The following is a 23,871-nucleotide window of genomic DNA, read 5'->3' on the forward strand; positions in this document are numbered from 1 at the left end:
GTCAGCCGCAGCAGTCCGGGTCCAGGCCGGTGGGCAGTTGCTCGCCGCCGAAGACCCGGCAGGTGGCCTCATGGCCGCCCAGGGCCGCGACGGCGAGCAGCAGCGAGCCCGCCGTCCAGGTCGTCAGTTCCCTCGGCCAGATCGCCGCGTCGTCGAAGACGTAGCCCGTCCAGTACAGACCGGTCCGCTCGTCGCGCAGGTGCTGGATCCACTGGAGGATGTCCAGCGCCCGGTCGGACTCGCCCATCGCCCACAGGGCCAGGGCGAGTTCGGCCGATTCACCGCCCGTCACCCACGGGTTGGGGTCGACGCACCGCACTCCGAGCCCGGGTACCACGAAGCGGTCCCAGGACTCCTCGATGCGGGCCTTGGCCTCCGCGCCGGTGAGCGCGCCGCCCAGCACGGGGTAGTACCAGTCCATCGAGTAGCGGTCCTTGTCCAGGAACCGCTCGGGGTGCCGCCGGATCGCGTGCCGGAGCGCACCCGCCGCCAACTCCCAGTCCGGTTGGGGCTCTTCGCGCTGCTCGGCGATGGCGAGCGCGCAGCGCAGGGCGTGGTGGACCGAGGACGAGCCGGTCAGCAGCGCGTCCTCGGTCGCCGTGCCGTCGTCGTCCCGCCGCCAGCCGATCTGCCCGCCCGGCTGCTGCAGCCGCAGGACGAACTCGATCGCCGCGTACACGGTCGGCCACATGCGGTCCAGGAAGGCGTCGTCGCCGGTGGAGAGGTGGTGGTGCCACACGCCGACCGCGATGTAGGCGACGAAGTTGGTCTCGCGTCCGCGGTCGGTGACGTCGTCGAAGGCGCCGTCCTGATAGGCCGCGTACCAGGAGCCGTCCTCGTTCTGGTGCCGCGCGAGCCACTCGTAGGCGCGCTCGGCGGCGTCGTGCTCGCCTGCGGCGTCCAGGCCCATGGCCGCCTCGACGTGGTCCCAGGGGTCGAGATGGTGTCCCCGGAACCACGGTATGGCGCCGTCCTCCCGCTGCACGGCGAGCAGTCCGGCGACGGTCGCGGCGGCCTGCTCGGCGGTGAGGACCCCGGGCAGGACGAGGTGTTCCGTCCGGGGAGTGGTCACTTGGCGTCCACCCGGGGCAGGTGCGGCTTGGTCGCGTAGGCCACGAAGCTCTTGCCGATGAGGGGGTTGAGGGCCTGCTCGGCGACCCGCGTCGCCAGTGGCTTCTTCATGATGTCCCAGACCAGCAGCTTGTGGTACGCCCGCACCGGCAGCGCCTTGTCGTTGTCGACGCCGAACGCGCACTTGAGCCACCAGTACGGCGAGTGCAGCGCGTGCGCGTGATGGGTGCCGTACGGCTTCAGGCCCGCCTCGCGGATCCTGGCGAGGAGTTCGTCGGCCTTGTAGATGCGGATGTGGCCGCCCTCGACCTCGTGGTAGGCGTCGGACAGCGTCCAGCAGACCTTCTCGGGGCCGTAGCGCGGGACGGTGATGGCGATGCGGCCGCCGGGCTTGAGGACCCGGACCATCTCGGCGAGGACGCCCTTGTCGTCCGGGATGTGCTCCATGACCTCGGAGATGATGACGACGTCGAAGGACTCGTCGGGGAACGGCAGCGCCAGGGCGTCGCCCTCCATCGCGGTGGCGGTGGCGCCCTCGGGTGCCTCGCCCGCCTCCTTCATCGCCGCGAACCACTTCGCGACCTCGCGGATCTCCTCGCCGTTCTGGTCCAGCGCGACGACCTGGGCGCCGCGCCGGTAGCACTCGAACGCGTGCCGCCCGGCACCGCAGCCGAGGTCCAGGACACGGTCGCCCGGGGCGAGCGGGAACCGGGAGAAGTCGACGGTCAGCACGTGGCCCTGCTTTCGGGATAGACGCCGGTGGTACTCGCGGAGGTCAGGGGGGCGGCACCGGCCGAGGACGCGGGCGCGCCGCCGGCCGGGGGCGTGGCGCGGGCGATGGCCTCGCGGTAGTGCGCCACCGTGCCCTCCGCCGCGCGCGCCCAGGTGAACCGCGCCAGCACCCGCTCGCGTCCGGCCCGGCCGAGCCGCGCCCGCAGTGCGGGGTCTCCGAGGAGCCGGCTCAGTCCGGCGGCCAGGGCGCCCGCCTCGCCGGGCGGCACCGCCAGACACGTCTCGCCGTCCGCGCCGGCCACCTCCGGGATCGCCCCGCCGGTCGTGGCGAGCAGGGGCGTGCCGGTGGCCATGGCCTCGGCGGCCGGCAGGGAGAAGCCTTCGTACAGGGACGGCACGCAGGCGACCTGCGCCGAGCGGACCAGGTCGACCAGTTCGGCGTCCGAGATGCCCTTGACGAACTCGACGGCGCCTTCGAGGCCGTAGCGCTCGACGGCCTGCGCGACCGGGCCCTCGGCGGGCTTCTTGCCGACGACGACGAGGTGGGCGTCGGGGTGTTCGGTGCGCACCTTCGCGAGCGCCTCGACGAGGAAGACCAGCCCCTTGAGGGGGACGTCCGCGCTGGAGGTCGTCACGATCCGGCCGGGGACCTGCGGGACGGACGGATCCGGCGAGAACAGGTCGGTGTCGGCGCCGATGTGCACGACGTGGATCCGGTCCTCGCGCACCCCGAGGTGGTCGACGATCTCGGCGCGGGAGGTGCCGGAGACGGTGAGGACGGAGGGCAGGCGGCGGGCGACGCGCTTCTGCATCCGGGTGAAGGCGTACCAGCGGCGGACCGCGTACCGGCGGCGGCGGTTCTCGGCGGCGTCCAGCTCCAACTGCCGGTCCACGGTGATGGGGTGGTGGATGGTGGTGACGAGGGGGGCGCCCACGTCGCCCAGCAGGCCGTAACCGAGCGTCTGGTTGTCGTGGACGACGTCGAACTCGCCGCGGCGGGCGCGCAGATGGCGGCGGGCGCGCAGCGAGAAGGTCAGCGGCTCGGGGAAGCCGCCGGTCCACATGGTGGCCACTTCCAGCGCGTCGATCCAGTCGCGGTACTCGCCGCGTCCCGGCGTGCGGAAGGGGTCGGGCTGGCGGTACAGGTCGAGGCTGGGCAGCTCGGTGAGCGGGACGCCCTCGTCGAGGACCGGGTAGGGCTGGGCGCCGATGACCTCGACCCGGTGGCCGAGGCGGGCCAGTTCGCGCGAGAGGTGGCGGACGTAGACGCCCTGGCCGCCGCAGAACGGGTTCCCTTTATAGGTGAGAAGCGCGATGTCGAGAGGTCGCTCTCCCCCACGCTCGAATCCGCTCGCGCGGGAGGGGCCCCCACCCGCGGCGGGCTCCTTGCGGGAACCCGTCCGACTGGCCTCAGCGGTCACTCCGGGCCCCCTTCTCCCTGCACTGTCCCGCGAGATTACGCCGGGACGCTAATCTAGAACAAGTTACAGACTTGATCGTTCAAGAAGCTCCGAATCTACCGGCAGGTAGAGGTGGCGCGAGCAGTGGATCAGGTGATTCACGCCACGGTCGCGCCACGGCGAGGGGAACAAGGTGGACATGGTGGCAGCCAGTACCGCGAGACCCGTCACCCCACCGCTGACCGAGCGGCAGGAGGCGCGTCGCCGCCGCATCCTGCACGCGAGCGCGCAGTTGGCCAGCCGGGGCGGTTTCGACGCCGTGCAGATGCGGGAGGTGGCGGAGTCGTCGCAGGTGGCGCTCGGCACGCTCTACCGCTACTTCCCCTCCAAGATCCATCTGCTGGTCGCCACCATGCAGGACCAGCTGGAGCACATGCACGGCACCCTCCGCAAGAAGCCGCCCGCCGGGGACACGGCGGCGGAGCGGGTGGCGGAGACGCTGATGCGCGCTTTCCGCGCCCTGCAGCGCGAGCCGCATCTGGCCGACGCCATGGTCCGCGCGCTGACCTTCGCGGACCGCAGTGTGTCGCCCGAGGTGGACCAGGTGTCCCGGCAGACGACCGTGATCATCCTGGACGCGATGGGCCAGGAGCACCCGACGCCGGAGCAGTTGTCCGCGGTCCGGGTCATCGAGCACACCTGGCACTCGGCGCTGATCACGTGGCTGTCGGGCCGCGCCTCCATCGCCCAGGTGAAGATCGACATCGAGACGGTGTGCCGCCTGATCGACCTGACGGCGCCCGCGGACACATGAGGGACCTACGGGACGGGTTCCCTGCGCCGGCATGACCCGGATCAGGTGCTGGGGGTCGCCGTCCGGCCTGACTGCTGCTTTCCGGCCTCTCAGCCCGGACCGTCGACGTCGGCAGCGGCGTAAGCGTTGCTCCTTCCCATCCTTCCCCCAGCACCCCTTGTAGGGCTTGGTCGGGTTCATTCGTGAGCGGTGTGTCTGTTGCTGCTTTGGGGTCGTGGGGGTGGTGTGACGCCCTAAGAGATGGCCGGGGTCCGGGAGGACCTGGAGGCGTTCGCGGCGGAGTTGCATCGACATCCTCCTGGTCGTCGCGGACGCCGGATACGGCGATGCCGCCGCCTTCCGCCGGGGGCCTGGAGGAACGCAAGCTGCCCTGCGCGGTGGGCATTTCTTCCCGCCACACCGCCCAGCCGCCGACGCACGGCTGGTCCAGCCCGTGTACGTGGGCACCGGCCGGCCATCGAAAACGCAGTACCCCGAGCCTGCGCAGACCATGAAGGTTCTGGTCATCGCGGCCGGGAGGACGGCCGCGAGACCGGTGTCCTGGCGGGAAGGCTCCTGGCCGGGGAGGCGCCACCGATTTTGCTGTCGGTCCTCTCAAGGGCGATCGTCCCGAGAGTCTCACCACCAAGATCGTGTTATGCGTTCCGAGGGGGACTCGGGTCTGGTCTTTTCGGTCAGTGTGACCGCGGCGAACAGTAACGGAACGCAGATTTTTCCCTTTTGTGTCGGACGGATCGCCTCATGGTGTCCGCGTTCACCCCTTTAAGAGGCAGGGCTCATTCCGCCGCCAACGGGACGGATGGTGCGGGGCATGCCTGTCGGTCCATGTGGTTCTCGTGCCAGGTTGTGCTGCCGAGGTGACCGTCTGGTCACCCGTTCTGGCTCTCTGACTTCCTGTGGGGGAAGCTGATGCATTCACATGCTGGAAGCACGTCGCTGCAACGTGCCCGACGAACACACAGAACCGTTCTCATATCCGCGATCACGGCTGTCGCTCTGGTGGCTGGCGTGGCACCGGGGTTAGCCGCGGCGGGGCAGGCGGAGTTACCGGCGCCGGAAAGTCCGTGGACGAAGCCGACGAAGGTGGAGGCTCCCGCGACGCCGGCCGGGTCGGTCAAGGCGCCGGAGTCGGAGGCGGAGGCCAAGCCGTCGGCGGAGGTGGCCGCCTGGCGGGCGGCGCAGCAGGCCCGCGCAAGCGGTGAGACCGCCGCGCAGTCGGCGGCGGCCGATGCCGAGGCGGATGCTGAGGCCTTGTCCTTCGTTCCGGAGGGGCAGGGCGATGTGCCCTGGCACCGTGTCCTCGACACGCGTCTGAATGATGCGCTGGTGGCGCGGGTGAACGTCTCCAACGGCAATCTCATGCTCGCCGCGACCGACTTCGACATCGCCGGTGTCGGTCACAAGCTGCAGCTGACCCGGACGTACAACTCCCTGGAAGCGCCGTGGGGAAAGGTGTCGCAGCGCTGGTGGCAGGGTTATGAGCGTTACCTCCAGGCCGGTGACGGCGAGGTGGTGGTCTACGACGCCACGGGGGCTGCTGTGCGGTTCAAGTCGGCGAGTACCGGCGGCTACACCACCCCGGCCGGGTACTCCAAGGACCTGAAGAAGAACGCGGACGGCACCTACACCCTGACCGACCGCAAGTCGGGTGCGAAGGACACCTTCAACGTCCACGGCACGCTGACCAAGGTCACCGACAAAAATGACGGTGTGATCAATGTCGACCAGCACGACGAGGGCGCCGAGCACAAGGGCTTCAGGCTCACCGAGACCCGCTCCGGGCGCTGGATCGACCTGGTCAAGACCTACCCCAATCAGTGGCAGGCCAAGGACCACACCGGCCGCACAGCCGTCTTCGACCTGGACGCCTCCGGCAACCTGGCCAAGGTCACCGACACCGCCGGCAAGGCCACGCTCTACGGGTACGACTCCTCCCGGCGCCTGACCAAGGTGACCACCCCCGAGGGCACCATCACGCTGTTCACCTACGACACCCACAACCGCGTCACCTCCATGCAACGCGTCACCGAGTCGACGAGCAACGGCCACACCGGCCCGACCTGGCGCTACGCCTACACCGCGACCACCCCCTCGGCTGCGGGGACCACGACGGTCACCGACCCCGACGGGGATGCCACCCAGTACCTGCACAACGCCGACGGTGAGGTCACCAAGGTCACCGACCCCCTCGGCCACTCTCGCCATTCCACCTACACCAACCGCCTGCTGCAGACCGCGATCGATGCGATGGGTACGGGAGCGGACGGAACGGGAGGCAACACCACCACCTACGGCTGGGACGCCCGCAACAACGCCGTCTCCCAGAAACTGCCGATGGGCGCAACCGCGTCGGTGACCGCGTACCAGACCATTGCAGGCACCGACCTGCCCAACGACTTCACCTCCGCCGACGGCCGCAAGGACTCCTTCTCCTACGACACCAACGGCAACACCCAGTCGGTGACCACCTCCGGCACCGCAGGAGGGCAGCGCACCTACACCTACAACAAGGCCACCCCGACCTGCGGCGGTTTCGAGGGCCAGCGCTGCACAGCCGCAGTGAAGATCTCCAGCACCCGCACCTCGACCACGTCCTTCACCTACGACGCCAAGGGCAACCTGAGCAAGGTCACGCCCCCCGCGCCGCTGGGCGAGACGACATACACATACGACGCGCTCGGCCGCGTCAAGACCGCACTCGACGGCCGCGGCATCCAGACCGTCTACACCTACGACAACCGCGACCGCGTCACCAAGGTCTCCTCGACCAACGCGACCGTCACCTTCGACTACGACGCCGACGGCAACCTCAAGGTGCGCACAGACGCCTCCGGCACTACCGGCTGGGACTACGACGAGCTCAACCGCGAGCGCGTACGCACCCTGCAAAACGGTGCACAGACCGCCCTGGCCTACACCCCCGGCGGCAACGTCGACCACTACACCGACCCCACCGGCAAGACCGACTACACGTGGGACGCGGCCGGTCGGCTGGACTACCTCATCGCGCCGGACGGCAAGAAGACCGACTTCGACTACAACAACAACGACACACGCACCAAAACTGTCTACCCCGGCGGCACCACCCAGTCCTTCAGCATCGACAAGAACGGTCGCCCCTACGCGGTCAAGACAACCGCCGGGACCACCACGCTGATCGACCTCGCCTACACCTACACCAACAGTGCGGGCAAGGACACCACCAAGATCCGCACCCGCACCGACAACCTCACCAAGTACAAGACCACCTACGACTACGACACCCAGGACCGGCTCCGCTACGCCCTGGAAGCCGACTCCACCGGCGCCCGCAAGGCGTCCTGGCTGTACTGCTGGGACCAGGCCGGCAACCTCACCGCCCAGGACGGCACCGCCGCCACCTGTCCCACCACCCCCATCTGGACCTACAACGACGCGCTGGAGCTCACCGCGCAGAACGGCTCCGCCACCGGCTGGTCCTACGACAAGGCCGGCAACGAGACCGCGGGCGGACGCACCGCCACCACCCGCCGCACGAGCGAGACGTGGACCGACTACAGCCAGCTGTCCGGCCTGACCGTCAACACATCGGCATACGACCTGGTCCACGCGGGAACCGACAACTCCGAGCGCACCAAGCTCGGTTCGACCTGGTTCCACCACACCGCACTCGGACTGGCATCCACCACGACCAACGGCGTGGACACCGGATTCATCCGCGAACCTGCGGGCACCTTGAACTCCATGACGACCGGGGGCAAGTCCTACTACTACCTCACCGACGCCACCGGCAACGTCCTCGGCCTGGTGGACGACGCAGGCAAGCGCACCCACACCTACGCCTACGGCCCCACCGGCCTGCCCCGCGGCACCACCACCGAAACAACCCCCCAGCCGTACCGCTACAGCGGCACCTACCTCGACCCGACGGGCCTGTACAAGATGGGCCACCGCTACTACGACCCCCAACTCGGCCGCTTCACCCAACCCGACCCTTCAGGGCAGGAGAGCAACCCCTACCTCTATGTGAGCGGCGACCCAGTCAACAACAGCGACCCCACGGGCCTCTTCGACTTCTTCGGTCTCGTCGAAAAAGCAGAGCCGTTTGTCAGCGCGGCCGCTGGCTGCCTGGCCGGTGTTGAGGCTGCGGCAGGCACCGGAGTCATCGCATACGCCGCCGCGGCGGGCGGCGTGATCGGCGCGGGAGTCGGCAGCGCCGTAGGCGCTGGTGTCGCCGGAGTCACCAGCTGCGCGATTGGAGCTGCCGCAGGCTACTACGGAGCGGACATCCTCACCTACAGTTAAACAGGGGTATACGGCCACTGCATGTGACTGTTGGGTCGGATTTCCCGACCCAACAGTTGCCGCGAATTCGGAAGGAGCGCTTGGATGCGAGGGAGGGACGCGTCGATGAGTGATGCGATCAGGGGATTGGCAACCTTTTCCGCGATTGCGATCATCGGCGGAATATGCGCTTGCATTGCAGGATCCATTACCGGCGACACCGTGCCGATTGTGCTCGGAGTGATCGCAGCAGTCGGTGGAATGATTCTGGCAGTTTTTGCCTTCCTGGCCCATCAGAAAACTCGCTCTTGACATGATGTTTCGGAGTTCGTCGGCGTCGTGGCTGCTGTTGGACAAGCGACGGTCTGGGCTGGCAGAGACGGCGGGCGGCTGGTCAGGGTGCGGGTGTGACCACGACGACTGTATCCGCGAACCGGCGGGCACCCTGAACTCCATGACGACCGGGGGAAGTCCTACTTACTGCCGACGCCACCGGCAACGTCCTCGGCCTCGTGGATGACGCGGGCAAGCGCACCCACACCTACGCCAACGGCCCCACCGGGCTGCCCCTCGGCACCACCACCGAAGCGGTCTCCCAGCCGTACCGCTACAGCGGCACCTACCTCGACCCGACCGGCCTGTGCAAGATGGGCCACCGCTACTACGACGCCCAACTCGGCCGCTTCACCCAACCCGACCTCTCCGGCCAGGAAACCAACCCCTACCCCAGTGGGCTTTTGTGTGACAGCTCTCTCGGCTCAGCCCTGGGCGGAACCCTGTGCGCTTCTAAGGAAGAGAAGGCCGCGGCGTCCGACTGGCTGACTGGAGCGGCTGCAGCAGCAGGTGTGTGCGCAGGCTCCGGAATCGCAGCAGCTGCAGCCTGGGGCATCACAAAGGTACCGACGATCGAATAGACACACACGTCCAGGGAGAAGAAGGATGAGTCCAAGGCCGAGCGGAAGCCCCAACTTGCAAAAGTCGCAATGGATCACGGCTGCCTTCTGTGCGGTGGTTGCCGATCGTACTGCTTATCTCTGCGGACGGGTCGGTGTGGACGTACGTGGGAGTAGCTGGCACCGCTCTCGCTGCAGTGTCCTTGGCCGTGAGCGCAGCTAAGCGAAGCAGGCCATGAGCCACCGCAGGCCGACGCGGACCTGCGCACTCAGGCGGTCATGGCGGCAAGCCGCAACACGCTCTCCGGCTAAGGCCCCGGTTGGCGTTCTCGCCAACCGGGGGCCACACGTATAGACGCGGGGAGTATGCAGATGAGCCCAGCCAAGAAGCTGACGCTTTTTGTGGTGATAGGGATCCTGATGGCAGTTGCCCGTCAAAGTTCAAGTAGATGAAATAGTCAACGATATTGATTAGAACCCAAAGGGTTCTAATCGAGGGTGTAGCGGACGTGTGGGCCGCCGAAGTAGCCGCGGCCGATGTGCGGCTGCCGTTGGCGGCGGTGGAGGAACCTGCGGGTCTCGGCGGCGGGTTGGGCCTGGTCACGGGGCCTGCTGTGCATGGGCACCTTTTCCAACCTGCTGCTGACGCATGGCCGTTGGGCTGAGAGCATGATGAAGCCCCTGGTAGACGGCTTTTCGACCGAGAGAACTGTCTCCACCAGAGGCATCCTGTGTTCGTGTACCCGTCAGGCGCCCAACTCGCAGCAAGGTGCGGCCTGGGGCCCACGACGGCCTACCGCTACGTCACCGAGGCCGTTCGGGTGAGCAGGCCGCATATGCGGTCGGCGGTGCGGGTTGCTGCAGCCGCCAGGTCCTGGTCGAAGCCCACCAGCACGGTCAGTTCGGCAGTGATCTCGTCGGTCGGCCCGAGCGTCCGCAGGGTGTGCGGCATGGTTCGTGCGGCGTCCGAATGAACCTGGCCAAGCCCTACTGGTCCTCCGGCGGAAACACCGGCTCCCCGCTGCCCAGCAGCGTGATCACGATCGCCTCCACCGGGCACATCTCCGCCGCCGCCAGCACCTCCTCGTGGGCGTCCGTCTCCGGCTCGCACGGGTGGGACTGGCGGGCGGTGTCGAGCCGGAACGCGTCGGGGGCGCGGTGGACGCACTGGGCCGAGCCGATGCACACGGACCGGTCGACCTCCACGTGCCAGCGGTCTCCCGCCCCCACGCCCGGCTCCGCTCGCGCGGGAGGTGCCCCCATCCCTACGCCTCCCAGCCCGCGGGGAGGTGGATCATCTTGTGCTCCAGGTACTCGCCGTACCCCTCGGGCCCGAACTCCCGCCCCAGACCGGAGTTCTTGTAGCCGCCGAACGGGCCGAGCATGTCGAGGCTGAAGGTGTTGACGGAGTAGGTGCCGGTACGGACCCGGCGGGCGACCTCGATGCCGCGCTCGACGTCGGCCGTCCAGACGCTGCCGCTGAGCCCGTACTCGGAGTCGTTGGCGATTCTCACCGCCTCGGCCTCGTCGCCGTAGGGCAGCAGGCAGATCACCGGCCCGAAGATCTCCTCCCGCGCGATCCGCATGGAGTTGTCGACGTCGCCGAAGAGCGTCGGCTCGACGTACCAGCCCCGGTCCAGGCCCGGCGGGCGCCCGCCGCCGGTGAGGATCTTGGCGCCCTCCTCCTGGCCGATGCGGATGTAGTCGAGGTTGCGGCGCTGCTGGCGTTTGGCGACGAGCGGGCCGACCTGGGTCGCGGGGTCGAGGGGGTCGCCGACGACGAGGGCGTTCGCGGCGGCGGCGAGGGCCTCGGCGAACTCGTCGTAGCGGGAGCGGGGCAGCAGGATGCGGGTCTGGGCGACGCAGGCCTGGCCGTTGTTCATCCAGGCCGCCGGGACGATGCCGGCCACCGCGGTGTCGACGTCCGCGTCCGGCAGCACGACCGCCGCCGACTTGCCGCCCAACTCCAGGGTCACCCGCGTCAGGTTCCGCGCGGCCACCTCCATCACGCGCTTGCCCGCGGCGACCGAGCCGGTGAAGGAGACCTTGTCGACGCCGGGGTGCCCGACGAGGTACTCGCTGACCTCGCGGTCGGCGGGGAGGATGGACAGGACCCCCTCCGGCAGCCCGGCCTCCTTGGTGATCTCGGCGAGCAGACAGGCGTCGAGCGGCGTCTCGGGGGACGGCTTGAGCACCACCGTGCAGCCGGTGAGCAGGGCGGGGCCGAGCTTGGCGGCGGCGACGAACTGCGGGACGTTCCAGGGCACTACGGCCGCCACGACCCCGACCGGCTCGCGCCGCACGAGGATCTTGCCGAGGACGCCGTCGCGGTGTTCCTCGTAGGTGAAGTTGCGCGCGACGGTGATGGCGGAGTCCCACACCATCATCGCGCCGAGCGCCTGCGCGAGGACGCTCCAGGAGTACGGGGAGCCGTTCTCCGAGGAGATGACCCGGGCGATCTCCTCGTGCCGCACGGCGAAGGCGTCCTTGATCCGGGTGACGACCTCGATCCGCTCCTCCAGCGACATCCGCGGCCAGGGCCCTTCGTCGAAGGCCCTGCGGGCGACGGCGACGGCCCGGTCCACGTCGGCGGTGGACGCGTGCGGCACCCGCCCGATGACCTCTTCCGTGTGCGGTGAGACGACCTCGATGAAGTCCTTGCCGAGGGGATCGGTCAACTCCCCGCCGATGAACAGCTGTCCGTGTTCCACGAGCTCGGTCATGGCCGACGCCTCCTGCGGAGCTGAGCACTGTTTCTGACGCTGCACTGTTTCTGACGCTGCCTCAGAACTGATACCAGTTCTAGTTATAGTGGGCAATGACCGCGACGCGGAGGGGCAGATGACGAGAACCCACGATCACGGCGGGGGCGTTCGCTCCCTCCAGGTCCCCATCCCGGACAACCCGCTCGGCCACACCCTCGTCTACGTCGTCGACACCGACCGCGGGCCCGTGCTGATCGACACCGGCTGGGACGACCCGGCCTCCTGGGACACCCTCGCCGAGGGCCTGACGGCCTGCGGTACGTCCGTCGGTGAGGTCCACGGCGTGGTCGTCACCCACCACCACCCCGACCACCACGGCCTGTCCGGCGCCGTGCGCGAGGCCTCCGGCGCCTGGATCGCGATGCACGAGGCGGACACGGCGATCGTGCGCCGCACCCGCTCGGCCGAACCCGAGCGCTGGTTCGCGTACATGGCGGCGAAGCTCACCGCGGCAGGCGCCCCCGAGGAGCATGTGGCCCCGCTGCGCTGCGCCCGCCGCCGTGCCCTGCCCGGCCTCTCCCCCGCCCTCCCGGACCGCGAGATCGTCCCGGGCGAACTCCTCGACCTCCCCGGCCGCCGGCTGCGCGCGATCTGGACCCCGGGCCACACCCCGGGCCACGTCTGCCTGCATCTGGAGGAGGAGCACCCCGAGCAACTCCCCGGCCACGGGCGCCTGTTCTCCGGCGACCACGTCCTGCCGGAGATCACCCCGCACATCGGCCTGTACGAGGACCCCGACGACACCACCGTCACCGACCCCCTCGGCGACTACCTGGACTCCCTGGAACGCGTCGCCCGACTGGCCCCCGCCGAGATCCTCCCGGCCCACCAGCACCCCTTCACCGGCGCGGAGGCCCGCGTGCGGGAGCTGCTCACCCACCACGAGACGCGCCTCACCGGCCTCCTCACCCTCCTCCGGGAACCCCTCACCGCCTGGCAGCTCGCCGAGCGCATGGAATGGAACCGCCCCTGGGAGCAGATCCCCTACGGCTCACGCACCATCGCGGTCTCGGAGGCCGAGTCCCACCTGCGCCGACTGGTGAAGCTGGGCAGGGCGGAGACGGTGACGGGGAGCGAGCCGGTGACGTACCGGGCCGTGTGAGGGTTCCGTAAGAGCCGGATGTACGGGCCGGTAGAGTGGCCGCGTCGTCATCACACCCGTACGGGGGGAAGCCGGTGCAATTCCGGCGCTGACCCGCAACCGTAAGCAGCCGAAGAAGCCTTCAGAAGACGAAGAAGCCGAAGAAGCCGCGAGCCGGACTGCCCCGCACGGGTACGTGAAACGGCTCACGTGCGTCGGCAGACCGCCGCCGCACGGCACCGTCGAGGTCTGCGGAGCCGAGCCGCCCGGGGTCGTCCCGTGCTGCCCGGCTCCCCCCAGGGAGAGGCACCCGCCGATCATGAACGTCCGCCGCAGCGCCGCGGTCCTGGCCGCCACCGCCGTGATCGGCACGGCCACGCCCGTCATGGCCGCGTCCCCGTCACCGTCGCCGTCCGTGGCGATCCCCTCCGGTCTGTACGGCACCGCCGATCCGACGTACGACGGCGTCTGGCGCCAGTCGCTGGCCCTGATCGCCCAGCACAAGTCGGATGTGCGGTCCGCCGCCAAGGCCGTCGACTGGCTGCTCGGCCAGCAGTGCGCGAACGGCGCCTTCGCCCCCTTCCGCGCCGAGCCCGCCAAGGCCTGCGACGCCAAGGTCATGGTCGACACCAACAGCACGGCCGCCGCGGCCCAGGCCCTTGCCCTGGCCGGTGACGGCGACCACATGGACGTCGCCCTCAAGGCGGTCACCTGGCTCAAGAGCGTGCAGAACAAGGACGGCGGCTGGGGCTACACCCCCGGCGGCCCGAGCGACGCCAACTCCACGTCCGTCGTCATCGGCGCCCTCAACGCCGTGGGCCAGGAACCCGACACCACGGTCAAGGGCGGCAAGTCCCCCTACGACGCCCTGCGCGAGCTGGCGCTGCCCTGCGAGGACGGCGGCGCGTTCGCCTACCAGCCCGACAAGAAGGGCAAGCTCACCGCCAACGCGGACGCGACCGCGGCGGCCGTGCTCGGCCTGAAGGGCATGAGCATGGAGTCGGCGAAGGCGGCCGACGACACCGACCTGCGCTGCGCCGACACCACCGAGCCCGACCGGGTCGCCGCCAACGGCGCCTCCTACCTCGCCGAGGCGATGAAGAAGGACAGCCACCTGATGTCCGCCCTCGCCGGTGCCGAGGACCAGCCCGACTACGGCAACACGGCCGACGCGGTCGTCGCGCTCGCCGTGACGGCCGGCCCGAAGGCGGCGGAGAAGCCGCTGACCTGGCTGGAGAAGAACTCCGCGGACTGGGCGAAGCAGAACGGCCCCGCCGCCTACGCTCAGCTGATCCTCGCGGCCGAGGCGGCCGGGGCGGACCCGCGTGCCTTCGGCGGCACGGACCTGGTGAAGCAGCTCAACGCCACCGGCCCCGAGCCGAGGACGCAGGCCACCGCGAAGGCCGCCGAGAAGGCGGAGGACGACGAGGACGGCGTCAGCGTCTGGTGGATCATCGGCGTGGGCCTGGTCGCGGGCATCGGCGTCGGCTTCCTGTTCACCGGCCGCAACAAGGGGCAGCAGCTGTGACACGCCGGGCCTGCGCACTGCTGCTGGCCGTGCTCGCCCTGTGGGCCGCGGCCCCCTCGGCGCAGGCCGCCGGGTACCGCTACTGGTCCTTCTGGGACCGCGACGGTTCGTCCTGGACGTACGCCACCCTGGGCCCGTCCACGACGGTCCCCTCGGACGGCGACGTCCAGGGGTTCCGCTTCACCCTGAGCGAGGACTCGTCGGACGCGGCGACCCCGCGCGGCACGGCGTCCTTCGGGGCGATCTGCGCGCGGACACCGGCCCGGGACGGCGAGAAGCGGGTGGCCCTGGTGATCGACTTCGGCACCAAGACGGAGTCCCCCTCGGGAGATACCCCGCCGAAGCTCCGCACGGCCTGCGCGCGGGTCGGCGAGGACGCCACCACGGCGGATGCGCTGGCCTCGGTCGCCAAGCCGCTCCGCTACGACTCCAACGCCCTGCTGTGCGCCATCGCGGGCTACCCGACCGCGGGCTGCGGCGAGAAGGTGGCGAAGTCGGCGCCCGAGAGCACGGAGCAGACGGACGGCCCGTCCGTGGGCCTGTGGGCGGGCGTAGCGGGCGTGGCGACCCTGGGAGCGGCGGCAATCTGGCAGGCACGCCGACGCGGGCATGGGTAAGGCGCCCAGCCGTTCGGGGCGCAGCGGCACCCAGCATGCGCCGGTGGGCGAACCCACCCCGCCCAGGCCCACGCCCCGCGTCCCCCTCCACCCCGGTGCCTGGTGGCTCTGGTCCCTAGCCCTCGGCACCGCCGCGACCCGTACCACCAACCCCCTCCTCCTCACCCTCCTCATAGCCACGTCCGCCTACGTCGTCGTGACCTGCCGCCAGAACACCCCCTGGTCCCGCTCCTACAACGCCTTCGTCAAGCTCGCCCTCGCCGTCATCCTCATCCGCCTCGCCTTCGCCGTCGTCCTCGGCTCCCCCATCCCCGGCACCCACACCCTGGTCACCCTCCCCGAGATCCCCCTCCCCGACTGGGCGCAGGGCATCCGCCTGGGCGGCCGGGTCCACGCGGAGGGCATCGTCTTCGCCCTCTACGACGCCCTGCGGCTGGCCACCCTCCTCATCTGCGTGGGCGCGGCGAACGCCCTCGCCAACCCCACCCGTCTCCTCAAATGCCTCCCGGGCGCCCTGTACGAGATGGGCGTCGCGGTGGTCGTGGCGCTCACCTTCGCCCCGAACCTCATCGCGGACGTCCAGCGCCTACGGGCCGCCCGCCGCCTGAGAGGCCGCCAGGACAAGGGGATCAGGGGCCTGCTCCAAGTGGGCCTGCCCGTCCTGGAGGGCGCCCTGGAACGCTCGGTCGCCCTCGCCGCCGCGATGGACGCCCGCGGCTACGGCCGTACCGCCGACGTCCCGCCCGCCGTACGCCGTACCACCACCGCCCTCACCCTCGGCGGCCTGCTCGGCGTCTGCGCCGGGACCTACGGCGTCCTGACGCCGGAGGGCGGCACCTACGGCCTCCCCGTCCTCCTCGCCGGGCTCACCACCGCCCTCGTCGGCCTGCGCCTGGGCGGCCGCCGAGTCACCCGCACCCGCTACCGCCCCGACCCCTGGGGCGCGCGGGCCTGGCTGGTGACGGCGTCCGGGACGGCGGTCGCCGCGCTCATGTTCCTGGCCGAGGCCCGGGACCCCGCGGCGCTGGAGCCCGGCGTGATCCCCCTGACCGCCCCCACCCTGCCCCTCTGGCCCGCCGCGGCGATCCTCCTCGGCCTGCTCCCCGCCGTCCTCGCCCCCACCCCGAAGGAGCCGTCGTGATCCGCTTCGAGAACGTCTCCGTGACGTACGACGGACAGCGCGAACCCACGGTGCGGCACATCGACTTCGAGGTACCGGAAGGCGAACTCGTCCTGCTCGTGGGCCCGTCGGGCGTGGGCAAGTCCACGGTCCTGGGCGCCGTGAGCGGCCTGGTCCCGCACTTCACCGGCGGCACCCTGCGCGGCCGGGTGACCGTCGCCGGCCGCGACACCCGCACCCACAAGCCGCGCGAACTCGCCGACGTGGTCGGCACGGTGGGCCAGGACCCCCGCGCCCACTTCGTGACGGACACGGTGGAGGACGAACTGGCTTACAGCATGGAGTCGTTGGGTCTGGCCCCGGACGTCATGCGCCGCCGGGTCGAGGAGACCCTGGACCTGCTGGGCCTGGCCGATCTGCGCGACCGTCCGATCGCGACCCTCTCCGGCGGCCAGCAGCAGCGCGTGGCGATCGGCTCGGTCCTCACCCCCCACCCCCAGGTCCTGGTCCTCGACGAACCGACCTCCGCCCTGGACCCGGCGGCGGCGGAGGAGGTCCTGGCGGTCCTCCAGCGCCTGGTCCACGACCTGGGCACGACGGTCCTGATGGCCGAGCACCGCCTGGAACGGGTCATCCAGTACGCCGACAACGTCGTCCTGCTCCCGTCCCCGGGAGCGGCCCCCGTCCTCGGCCCCCCGGCGGAGGTCATGGCGATCTCCCCGGTCACCCCACCGGTCGTGGCCCTGGGCCGCCTGGCGGGCTGGACCCCCTTGCCCCTGACGGTCAGGGACGCCCGCAGAAGGGCAGCAGACCTACGGCACCAGCTGAAGGAACGGGACACCAACTCCCCAAAGGGGCGCGGGGAACTGCGCGACCAGCCACACCCCACCCGCAGCCGCCCCCAAACCACAACCCCCACCCCACTGGGCGCCCCCACCCGCCGCTGGTTCCGCCGCACCCCCAGCACCCCGCCGTCCCCTCTCACAGCCGAAGTACGGGCCCTGACCGTCACCCGCGGCGCGGCCCGCATCCGCAGCCTCCGCAAGGTCGACCTCACCGTCACCCCCGGCGAGACCATCGCCCTCATGGGCCGCAACGGCGCCGGAAAGTCCACCCTGCTCAACACCCTCGTCGGCCTGGTGGAACCCTCCTCCGGCGAGGTCCGCGTCGGCGGAGTCACCCCCCACCGCACTGCACCCCCCGACCTGATCCGCCACGTGGGCCTCGTCCCGCAGGAACCCCTCGACCTCCTCTACGCCGACACGGTCGCCGCCGAATGCGCCGCGGCCGACGCCGACGCGGACGCCACCCCCGGCACCTGCCGCGCCCTGGTCACCGAGCTGCTGCCCGGCGTGAGCGACGACACCCACCCCCGGGACCTCTCCGAGGGCCAGCGCCTGGCGCTCGCGCTCGCCGTCGTACTGACCGCCCGCCCGCCCCTGCTCCTGCTCGACGAACCGACCCGGGGTTTGGACTACGCGGCGAAGGCCCGCCTGGTCGGGGTCCTGCGCGGGCTCGCGGCCGAGGGCCACGCGATCGTCCTGGCCACGCACGACGTGGAGCTGGCCGCCGAGCTGGCCCACCGCGTGCTGCTGCTGGCGGAGGGAGAGGTGATCGCCGACGGCCCCACGGCTGAGGTGGTGGTGTCGTCCCCCTCCTTCGCCCCGCAGGTCACCAAGATCCTCGCCCCGCAGCAGTGGCTCACGGTCGCCCAGGTCGAGCGGGCCCTCTCATGACCCCGAACCGCACCCCGCAGCCCCCCACCCCCCAGGCCCGCCCCATCCGCCTCGGCCCCCGCTCGATCGCCGCCCTCACCCTGGTCAGCGCGGTCGGCCTGGCCGCCATCGGCTGGCCCCTCTTCGCCCCGCCCGGCTCCCGGACCAGCGCCCACTCCGAGGACGCCCCGTGGCTGTTCGCGGGACTGCTGATCCTCCTGGTCGCGGTCGTCGCGGCGACGATCTCCGAGTCCGGCCTGGGCCCGAAGGCGGTCGCCATGCTGGGCGTACTCGCGGCCACCGGAGCGGCACTGCGCCCGATCGGCGCGGGGACGGCCGGCCTGGAGCCCATGTTCTTCCTGATGCTGCTCAGCGGGCGGGTCCTCGGCCCCGGCTTCGGGTTCGTTCTCGGCGCGCTGAGCATGTTCGCGTCCGCGCTGCTCACGGGCGGGGTGGGACCGTGGATGCCGTTCCAGATGCTGGCGATGGGCTGGTTCACCATGGGCGCGGGGCTGCTCCCGGGCCCTGACCGGATCCGCGGGCGGGCGGAGCTGCTGCTGATCGCCGCGTACGGCTTCGTCGCCGCCTTCGCCTACGGCGCGATGACGAACCTCGCGGGCTGGCCGTTCCTGAAGGAACAGGCCTCGAACATCGCCTTCGACCCCGACGCGGGCGTCCCCGCCAACCTGGCCCGGTTCGTCGTGTACTGCCTGGCCACCTCCCTCGGCTGGGACCTGGGCCGGGCCCTGGTGACGGTCGTGCTGACCCTGACCCTCGGCCCGGCGATCCTCAAGGCGCTGCGCCGGGCGACGCGCAGGGCGGCTTTCGAGGCGCCGGTCACATTCGACAAACCCGGCGCGTAAGCCCTCGTACGCACACGGTCAGCACCACGGTGAACCACCCCACATGACCCACATCACCTACGACCCGACTTAGTGGGCATTTCGGAAGCCGTGTCCACACCAAAAGGGCCCCTGACCTGCCCTTTGAGAGCCACGTCACACGAGAAGCATGTACCCCACATACGGCCACAACTAGCAAATAGGGGCATTGCGGACCCCCCTACCGGCCTGCTTATCTGAATGACGTCGCACGGCGCCGACGAGCCCCACGGGCCTCGGCGCCGACGCATGTCCCCCACGCACCGCGTGGTCACGGCATGCCGCGGCCACACCGTCCCCGACGAAAGGTCACCGCCTTGTCCGCCGCTTCTTTCCTCCGCACCATCGCCACCCCGAAGAAGGCCCTCGCCGGTACCGCCGTGGCCGCTGCCGCCGCCGGTGCGATCTTCACCGCGGCGCCCGCGCAGGCCGCCGTCTCCGAGGCGTCGGCCCAGGCGACCGCGAAGAAGATGATCGGCAACTCGGCCCAGTACCAGTGCTTCTCCAACATCGTCGAGCACGAGAGCGGCTGGGACGCGAACGCCACCAACGCCTCGTCCGGCGCGTACGGCCTCGTCCAGGCCCTGCCCGCCTCGAAGATGGCCTCCGCCGGCTCCGACTGGAAGACCAACCCCGCCACCCAGATCGAGTGGGGCGTCGACTACATGAAGGACCGCTACGGCAGCGCCTGCGGCGCCTGGAACTTCTGGCAGGCCAACGGCTGGTACTAAGCCGAGCCGCCCCCCGACGCAAAGAAACCGCACCCGTGTCCGCACGGGTGCGGTTTCGTTCGTGCGGCGGAGCTTGATTCCGCCAGGCGGATGCGGGGTCAGGCCTCGAACCACACCGTCTTCCCACCCCCGTCCCGCCGGTCGACCCCCCACTTCTCCGCCACCTCACTGAGCAGCACCAGCCCCCGCCCGCCCTCCGAGTCCAGCGGCAACCGACTCTCCATGCACGGGACTTCGGGACACCCGTCCGCCACCTCCACCCGCACCCCCGCCTCCCGCCGCAGCACCAGCAACCGGCATCTCCGGTCCGGGACATGGCGTACGACATTGGCGACCAGCTCGGTCACTCCCAGCGCGACGGCGTCGTACAGCTCCGGCATCTCCCAGTCGGCCAGCAGCGAGCGGACGATCCGGCGAATGTGCCGCGCCGAGTGCTCACCGACCGTGAGGTGCATGGAGTACCCAGGGGGAATGTGTTCGTTCACGGTACGAGCCTGACCTCGCGGAACTACTCTGGGCTACAGGTCGAACACAACATGCTCTGGAGTGGGGGCACTTCGTGACGCACGTCAACGTTCTGGATCCGGGCGCCTCGCCTCTCGACTACTACGGCTTCGAGCTACGCCGGTACCGCGAGGCCGCCGGTCTCACCCAGCGCCAGTTGGGCGAGATCCTCAACTACACCGGGTCACTTGTCGGTCAGATCGAGACGGCCCGGAAACTCCCGACGCTGGAGTTCAGCCAACGCGCCGACGCGGCCCTGAACACGGGCGGGTTACTGTCCCGCCTCGTCGCGCTGGTGATGCGCAGTCAACTTCCGGCGTGGTTTCAGCAGGTCGCGGAGCTGCAAGCGAGGGCCATCGAGATCTGTTCCTTCGAGACGCACATGGTGCATGGCCTCCTCCAGACGAAGGACTACGCCCGTGCAGTGCTCGGCGTGCTGGACCCGACCAATCTCGACGACCGCGTAACCGTACGACTCGCGCGGCAGAACATCTTCGAGAAGGAGGAGCCGCCGGTGTTCTGGGCGATCCTCAGCGAGGGCGCACTGCATCAGGAAATGGGCGGCCCCAGGACCATGCGGGACCAGCTGGCCCACCTGTTGTCGTTCGAGCACAACCCCCGAGTCAATATCCAGGTGCTGCCGTTCACGGAAGGGGCGCACGCGGGACTACAAGGCTCGTTCGACATCTACCGCTTCGCAGGCGATCCGACCATCGTCTACACCGAGGGTTACGGCAGCGGACATCCAACCGCCAACCCGGACACCGTCAAGGACTGCTCGCTCCGTTACGATCACCTGCAAGCCGCCGCGCTCTCCCTGAGGGATTCGGCGGAGCTGATCCAGCGCGTGATGGAGGACCGCTATGGAGAGCAACTGGCGTAAGTCCAGCTACAGCGGCGACCAAGGCGGCAACTGCGTCGAGATCGCCGAAGCCACCGACTCCGTCGCCATCCGCGACTCCAAGACCCCGACGGGACCGATCCTCACCATCGACCCCGCCACCTTCACCACCTTCGTGAACTGGACGTCGGCTACAGCCGCTGAATGATCGTGCCGGTGGCCAAGCCACCCCCCGCGCACATCGTGACCAGCGCGAACTCCTTATCTGTGCGCTCCAGTTCATGAAGTGCCGTGGTGATCAGCCGCGCCCCCGTGGCCCCCACCGGATGCCCGAGCGCGATGCCACCGCCGTTCACGTTGACCTTCTCCAGGCTCTGCTCGAAGACCTGAGCCCAGCTCAACACCACCGACGCGAAGGCCTCGTTGATTTCGACGAGGTCGATGTCCCGCAGGGACATCCCCGCCTTGCCCAGCACCGCGTTCGTCGCGTCGATCGGTCCGTCCAGATGGAAGTGCGGGTCGGAGCCGACCAGCGCCTGCGCCACGATCCGCGCCCTCGGCCGCAGCTTCAGCGCCCGCGCCATCCGCTTGGACGCCCACATGACCGCCGCCGCGCCGTCGCTGATCTGGGACGAGTTGCCCGCCGTGTGCACCGCGGTGGGCATGACCGGCTTCAACCGGGCCAGCGCCTCCATGGACGTGTCGCGCAGCCCTTCGTCCCGGTCCACGAGCCGCCACATGCCCTGCCCGGCCCGCTGCTCGTCCTCGGTGGTCGGCACCTGGACCGCGAACGTCTCCCGCTTGAACCGCTCCTCGGCCCAGGCGACACCGGCCCGCTCCTGCGAGATCAGCCCCAGCGAGTCGACGTTCTCGCGCGTCAGCCCCCGATGCCGCGCGATCCGTTCCGCCGCCTCGAATTGGTTGGGGAGGTCCACGTTCCACTCGTCCGGGAACGGTTTGCCGGGCCCGTGCTTGGACCCCGACCCCAGCGGCACCCGGGACATCGCCTCCACGCCGCAGGAGATACCGACGTCGATGACCCCGGCCGCGATCATGTTCGCGGTCATGTGCGACGCCTGCTGGGAGGAACCGCACTGGCAGTCCACGGTGGTCGCGGCGGTCTCGTAGGGCAGGCCCATGGTGAGCCAGGCCGTGCGCGCGGGGTTCATGGACTGCTCGCCGGCGTGGGTGACCGTACCGCCGACGATCTGCTCGACGCAGTCGGCGGGAATGCCGGTGCGGCCGAGGAGTTCGCGGTAGGTCTCGCCCAGCAGATAGGCGGGGTGCAGATTGGCGAGCGCGCCGCCGCGCTTGCCGATGGGGGTGCGGACGGCTTCGACGATCACGGGTTCGGCGGCCATGGGGGGTGGTCCTCTCATCCGGAACCAGCACAACCAGATCCACAATTAGTACGTGTTCTAGTTCTGTGTGCAGTCTGCTGACGTGACGCGCATCACCGCAAGGGTCTTGCAGTCTTCGGGGCCCGCCGTTACGTTGCGCGACAACTGATGGTCCGTCAGACAGCTGTCCTCAGTCGGCCAATGGCTGGAGCCGCCATGCCCTGTCCAGCGCTTCCCGACGGGTTCGACTTCACCGACCCCGACCTCCTCCGACACCGCGTCCCCTTCCCGGAGTACGCCGAGCTGCGCCGGGCCGAGCCGGTGCGCTGGATCCCGCAGCCGGGCAATCTCGCCGGCTTCCAGGACGAGGGGTACTGGGCCGTCACACGGCATGCGGACGTCAAGTACGTCTCCACGCACCCGGAACTCTTCTCCTCCTGGGTCAACACCGCGATCATCCGGTTCAACGAGCACATCGAGCGCGACGCGATCGACGCCCAGCGGCTGATCCTGCTGAACATGGACCCGCCCGAGCACACCCGGGTCCGGGGCATCGTGCAGCGGGTGTTCACCCCGCGCGCGATACGGGCGCTGGAGCAGCGCCTGCGCGACCGGGCGCACGCGATAGCCGAGAAGGCCCGCGCGCACACCGGCCCGTTCGACTTCGTCACCGAAGTCGCCTGCGAACTGCCCTTGCAGGCCATCGCCGAGCTGATCGGCATCCCGCAGGACGACCGGGCCAAGATCTTCGACTGGTCCAACAAGATGATCTCGTACGACGATCCGGAGTACGCGATCACCGAAGCGGTCGGCCAGGAGTCGGCCACCGAGCTGATCGCCTACGCGATGAACATGGCCGCCGACCGCAAGCAGTGCCCGGCGAAAGACATCGTGACCACGATGGTGACGGCGACGGACGAAGGCAGCCTGGGCTCGGACGAGTTCGGCTTCTTCGTGCTGATGCTGGCCGTGGCGGGCAACGAGACCACCCGCAACGCCATCACCCACGGCATGCACGCCTTCCTCACCCACCCCGAGCAGTGGGAGCTGTACCGGCGGGAGCGGCCCGGGACGGCGGCCGAGGAGATCGTCCGCTGGGCGACCCCGGTCAACTCCTTCCAGCGCACCGCCACCCAGGACACCGAACTGGGCGGCAAGCTGATCAGGAAGGGCGACCGGGTGGGCCTCTTCTACGCCGCCGCCAACCGCGACCCCGAGGTCTTCGAGAACCCGGACGCCTTCGACATCACCCGCGACCCGAACCCGCACCTCGGCTTCGGCGGCGGGGGCCCGCACTTCTGCCTGGGCAAGTCCCTTGCGGTCCTGGAGATCGACCTCATCTTCAACGCCGTCGCCGACGCGATGCCCGGCCTGCGCCTGGCGGGCGACCCGGACCGGCTGCGCTCGGCCTGGATCAACGGCGTGAAGCACCTCCGGGTCAGCCTGGCCTGACAGACCCGGGGGAGGCAGGAGCACCCATCCCCCGCCTCGCCCCTGCCTCCCCCGCGACCGGCACGACGAAGTCCCCCCGCAACCGGCAGATGAACTCCGCCGTGACGCACTGATGAACGAAAC

22 protein-coding genes, 2 pseudogenes and 1 riboswitch are annotated in these 23,871 nt (G+C 70.0%); of the genes and pseudogenes, 15 read left to right on the top strand and 9 right to left on the bottom strand.

From position 1 onward, the window contains the following. Nucleotide 1: 1 nt before the first annotated feature. The 3 genes from ACWD11_RS06865 to ACWD11_RS06875 are packed head-to-tail and all read right to left on the bottom strand — an operon-like array spanning nt 2 to nt 3,224. Entirely contained in the window at nt 2-1,072 is a 1,071-nt protein-coding gene (locus ACWD11_RS06865; protein WP_451281707.1) for a prenyltransferase, read from the bottom strand. Then, nucleotides 1,069-1,803 carry a class I SAM-dependent methyltransferase gene (locus tag ACWD11_RS06870; RefSeq protein ID WP_250070156.1) on the bottom strand — a complete coding sequence of 245 codons (735 nt, stop codon included), beginning with the start codon at nt 1,801-1,803 and terminating at the stop codon, nt 1,069-1,071. Before ACWD11_RS06870 ends, ACWD11_RS06865 begins: the two co-directional genes overlap by 4 nt. Continuing rightward, nucleotides 1,797-3,224, bottom strand: a complete 1,428-nt coding sequence (locus ACWD11_RS06875; RefSeq protein WP_451281709.1) for a glycosyltransferase family 4 protein — start codon at nt 3,222-3,224, stop codon at nt 1,797-1,799. Before ACWD11_RS06875 ends, ACWD11_RS06870 begins: the two co-directional genes overlap by 7 nt. Nucleotides 3,225-3,402: 178 nt before the next feature. Here ACWD11_RS06875 and ACWD11_RS06880 point away from each other — a divergent pair, with 178 nt between their 5' ends. From ACWD11_RS06880 to ACWD11_RS06900, 5 genes and pseudogenes are all read left to right on the top strand, one after another. After that, nucleotides 3,403-4,017, top strand: coding sequence for a TetR family transcriptional regulator (locus tag ACWD11_RS06880; RefSeq protein ID WP_389416318.1), 615 nt, complete (start codon nt 3,403-3,405; stop codon nt 4,015-4,017). Nucleotides 4,018-4,297: 280 nt separating this feature from the next. Next, nucleotides 4,298-4,783: pseudogene (locus ACWD11_RS06885) on the top strand (transposase); the annotation flags it as partial. Nucleotides 4,784-4,926: 143 nt separating this feature from the next. After that, nucleotides 4,927-8,301 (top strand): RHS repeat-associated core domain-containing protein, encoded by a 3,375-nt coding sequence (locus ACWD11_RS06890; protein WP_451281711.1) that lies wholly within the window; start codon nt 4,927-4,929, stop codon nt 8,299-8,301. A gap of 105 nt (nt 8,302-8,406) precedes the next feature. Next, complete coding sequence (locus ACWD11_RS06895; protein WP_389416317.1) at nt 8,407-8,592, top strand: hypothetical protein; 186 nt, start codon at nt 8,407-8,409, stop codon at nt 8,590-8,592. A 200-nt stretch (nt 8,593-8,792) separates the two neighbouring features. Next, nucleotides 8,793-9,194: an RHS repeat-associated core domain-containing protein gene (locus ACWD11_RS06900; protein WP_451281713.1), complete on the top strand. Its 402-nt coding sequence runs from the start codon at nt 8,793-8,795 to the stop codon at nt 9,192-9,194. A gap of 467 nt (nt 9,195-9,661) precedes the next feature. Here the strand turns inward: ACWD11_RS06900 and ACWD11_RS06905 are convergent, their stop codons facing one another. The 4 genes and pseudogenes from ACWD11_RS06905 to ACWD11_RS06920 form a co-directional block, all read right to left on the bottom strand. Continuing rightward, on the bottom strand, nt 9,662-9,793 hold the full coding sequence (locus tag ACWD11_RS06905) for a hypothetical protein (RefSeq protein WP_451281715.1): 132 nt from the start codon (nt 9,791-9,793) through the stop codon (nt 9,662-9,664). Nucleotides 9,794-9,990: 197 nt separating this feature from the next. Continuing rightward, nucleotides 9,991-10,149, bottom strand: a pseudogene (locus ACWD11_RS06910) (IS110 family transposase); the annotation flags it as partial. Between the two features lie 11 nt (nt 10,150-10,160). Then, complete coding sequence (locus tag ACWD11_RS06915; protein ID WP_389416315.1) at nt 10,161-10,436, bottom strand: ferredoxin; 276 nt, start codon at nt 10,434-10,436, stop codon at nt 10,161-10,163. Nucleotides 10,437-10,438: 2 nt separating this feature from the next. Further along, nucleotides 10,439-11,896 carry an aldehyde dehydrogenase gene (locus ACWD11_RS06920; protein ID WP_451281717.1) on the bottom strand — a complete coding sequence of 486 codons (1,458 nt, stop codon included), beginning with the start codon at nt 11,894-11,896 and terminating at the stop codon, nt 10,439-10,441. Between the two features lie 118 nt (nt 11,897-12,014). Between ACWD11_RS06920 and ACWD11_RS06925 the strand changes: the two genes are divergently transcribed. The 7 genes from ACWD11_RS06925 to ACWD11_RS06955 all read left to right on the top strand — a co-directional run bounded on the left by ACWD11_RS06925 (nt 12,015) and on the right by ACWD11_RS06955 (nt 19,611). Beyond that, a complete protein-coding gene (locus ACWD11_RS06925) occupies nt 12,015-13,040 on the top strand; it encodes an MBL fold metallo-hydrolase (protein WP_451281719.1) in 1,026 nt (341 codons plus the stop codon). A gap of 64 nt (nt 13,041-13,104) precedes the next feature. Continuing rightward, nucleotides 13,105-13,204, top strand: a riboswitch (cobalamin riboswitch). 134 nt (nt 13,205-13,338) lie between these two features. Beyond that, complete coding sequence (locus tag ACWD11_RS06930) at nt 13,339-14,547, top strand: prenyltransferase/squalene oxidase repeat-containing protein (RefSeq protein ID WP_451281721.1); 1,209 nt, start codon at nt 13,339-13,341, stop codon at nt 14,545-14,547. Then, nucleotides 14,544-15,164 (top strand): SCO2322 family protein, encoded by a 621-nt coding sequence (locus ACWD11_RS06935; protein WP_451281723.1) that lies wholly within the window; start codon nt 14,544-14,546, stop codon nt 15,162-15,164. Before ACWD11_RS06930 ends, ACWD11_RS06935 begins: the two co-directional genes overlap by 4 nt. After that, nucleotides 15,157-16,305 (top strand): CbiQ family ECF transporter T component, encoded by a 1,149-nt coding sequence (locus ACWD11_RS06940; protein WP_389416310.1) that lies wholly within the window; start codon nt 15,157-15,159, stop codon nt 16,303-16,305. The genes ACWD11_RS06935 and ACWD11_RS06940 overlap by 8 nt, the downstream gene beginning before the upstream one ends. Continuing rightward, complete coding sequence (locus tag ACWD11_RS06945) at nt 16,302-18,020, top strand: ABC transporter ATP-binding protein (protein WP_451281725.1); 1,719 nt, start codon at nt 16,302-16,304, stop codon at nt 18,018-18,020. Before ACWD11_RS06940 ends, ACWD11_RS06945 begins: the two co-directional genes overlap by 4 nt. Continuing rightward, nucleotides 18,017-18,862 (top strand): ECF transporter S component, encoded by an 846-nt coding sequence (locus tag ACWD11_RS06950; RefSeq protein WP_389416308.1) that lies wholly within the window; start codon nt 18,017-18,019, stop codon nt 18,860-18,862. Before ACWD11_RS06945 ends, ACWD11_RS06950 begins: the two co-directional genes overlap by 4 nt. Before the next feature lie 335 nt (nt 18,863-19,197). Next, on the top strand, nt 19,198-19,611 hold the full coding sequence (locus ACWD11_RS06955) for an aggregation-promoting factor C-terminal-like domain-containing protein (protein WP_389416307.1): 414 nt from the start codon (nt 19,198-19,200) through the stop codon (nt 19,609-19,611). A gap of 98 nt (nt 19,612-19,709) precedes the next feature. Here ACWD11_RS06955 and ACWD11_RS06960 read toward each other — a convergent pair whose 3' ends face one another. Then, nucleotides 19,710-20,096: an ATP-binding protein gene (locus tag ACWD11_RS06960; RefSeq protein WP_389416306.1), complete on the bottom strand. Its 387-nt coding sequence runs from the start codon at nt 20,094-20,096 to the stop codon at nt 19,710-19,712. A 74-nt stretch (nt 20,097-20,170) separates the two neighbouring features. On the opposite strand from ACWD11_RS06960, the gene ACWD11_RS06965 reads away from it, so the two are divergent. Both ACWD11_RS06965 and ACWD11_RS06970 read left to right on the top strand, forming a co-directional pair. Then, nucleotides 20,171-20,998 carry a helix-turn-helix domain-containing protein gene (locus ACWD11_RS06965; protein ID WP_451281728.1) on the top strand — a complete coding sequence of 276 codons (828 nt, stop codon included), beginning with the start codon at nt 20,171-20,173 and terminating at the stop codon, nt 20,996-20,998. Next, the gene (locus ACWD11_RS06970) at nt 20,979-21,164 is read left to right on the top strand and encodes a DUF397 domain-containing protein (protein ID WP_451281730.1); all 186 of its coding nucleotides are present in this window, start codon (nt 20,979-20,981) and stop codon (nt 21,162-21,164) included. The genes ACWD11_RS06965 and ACWD11_RS06970 overlap by 20 nt, the downstream gene beginning before the upstream one ends. Here the strand turns inward: ACWD11_RS06970 and ACWD11_RS06975 are convergent. After that, nucleotides 21,148-22,317, bottom strand: coding sequence for a steroid 3-ketoacyl-CoA thiolase (locus ACWD11_RS06975; RefSeq protein ID WP_451281732.1), 1,170 nt, complete (start codon nt 22,315-22,317; stop codon nt 21,148-21,150). The two genes, ACWD11_RS06970 and ACWD11_RS06975, sit on opposite strands and share 17 nt — an antisense overlap. 195 nt (nt 22,318-22,512) lie before the next feature. On the opposite strand from ACWD11_RS06975, the gene ACWD11_RS06980 reads away from it, so the two are divergent. Next, the gene (locus ACWD11_RS06980; protein WP_451281734.1) at nt 22,513-23,748 is read left to right on the top strand and encodes a cytochrome P450; all 1,236 of its coding nucleotides are present in this window, start codon (nt 22,513-22,515) and stop codon (nt 23,746-23,748) included. Nucleotides 23,749-23,871: the final 123 nt, after the last annotated feature.

Source organism: Streptomyces sp. NPDC002776 (genome assembly GCF_053592195.1).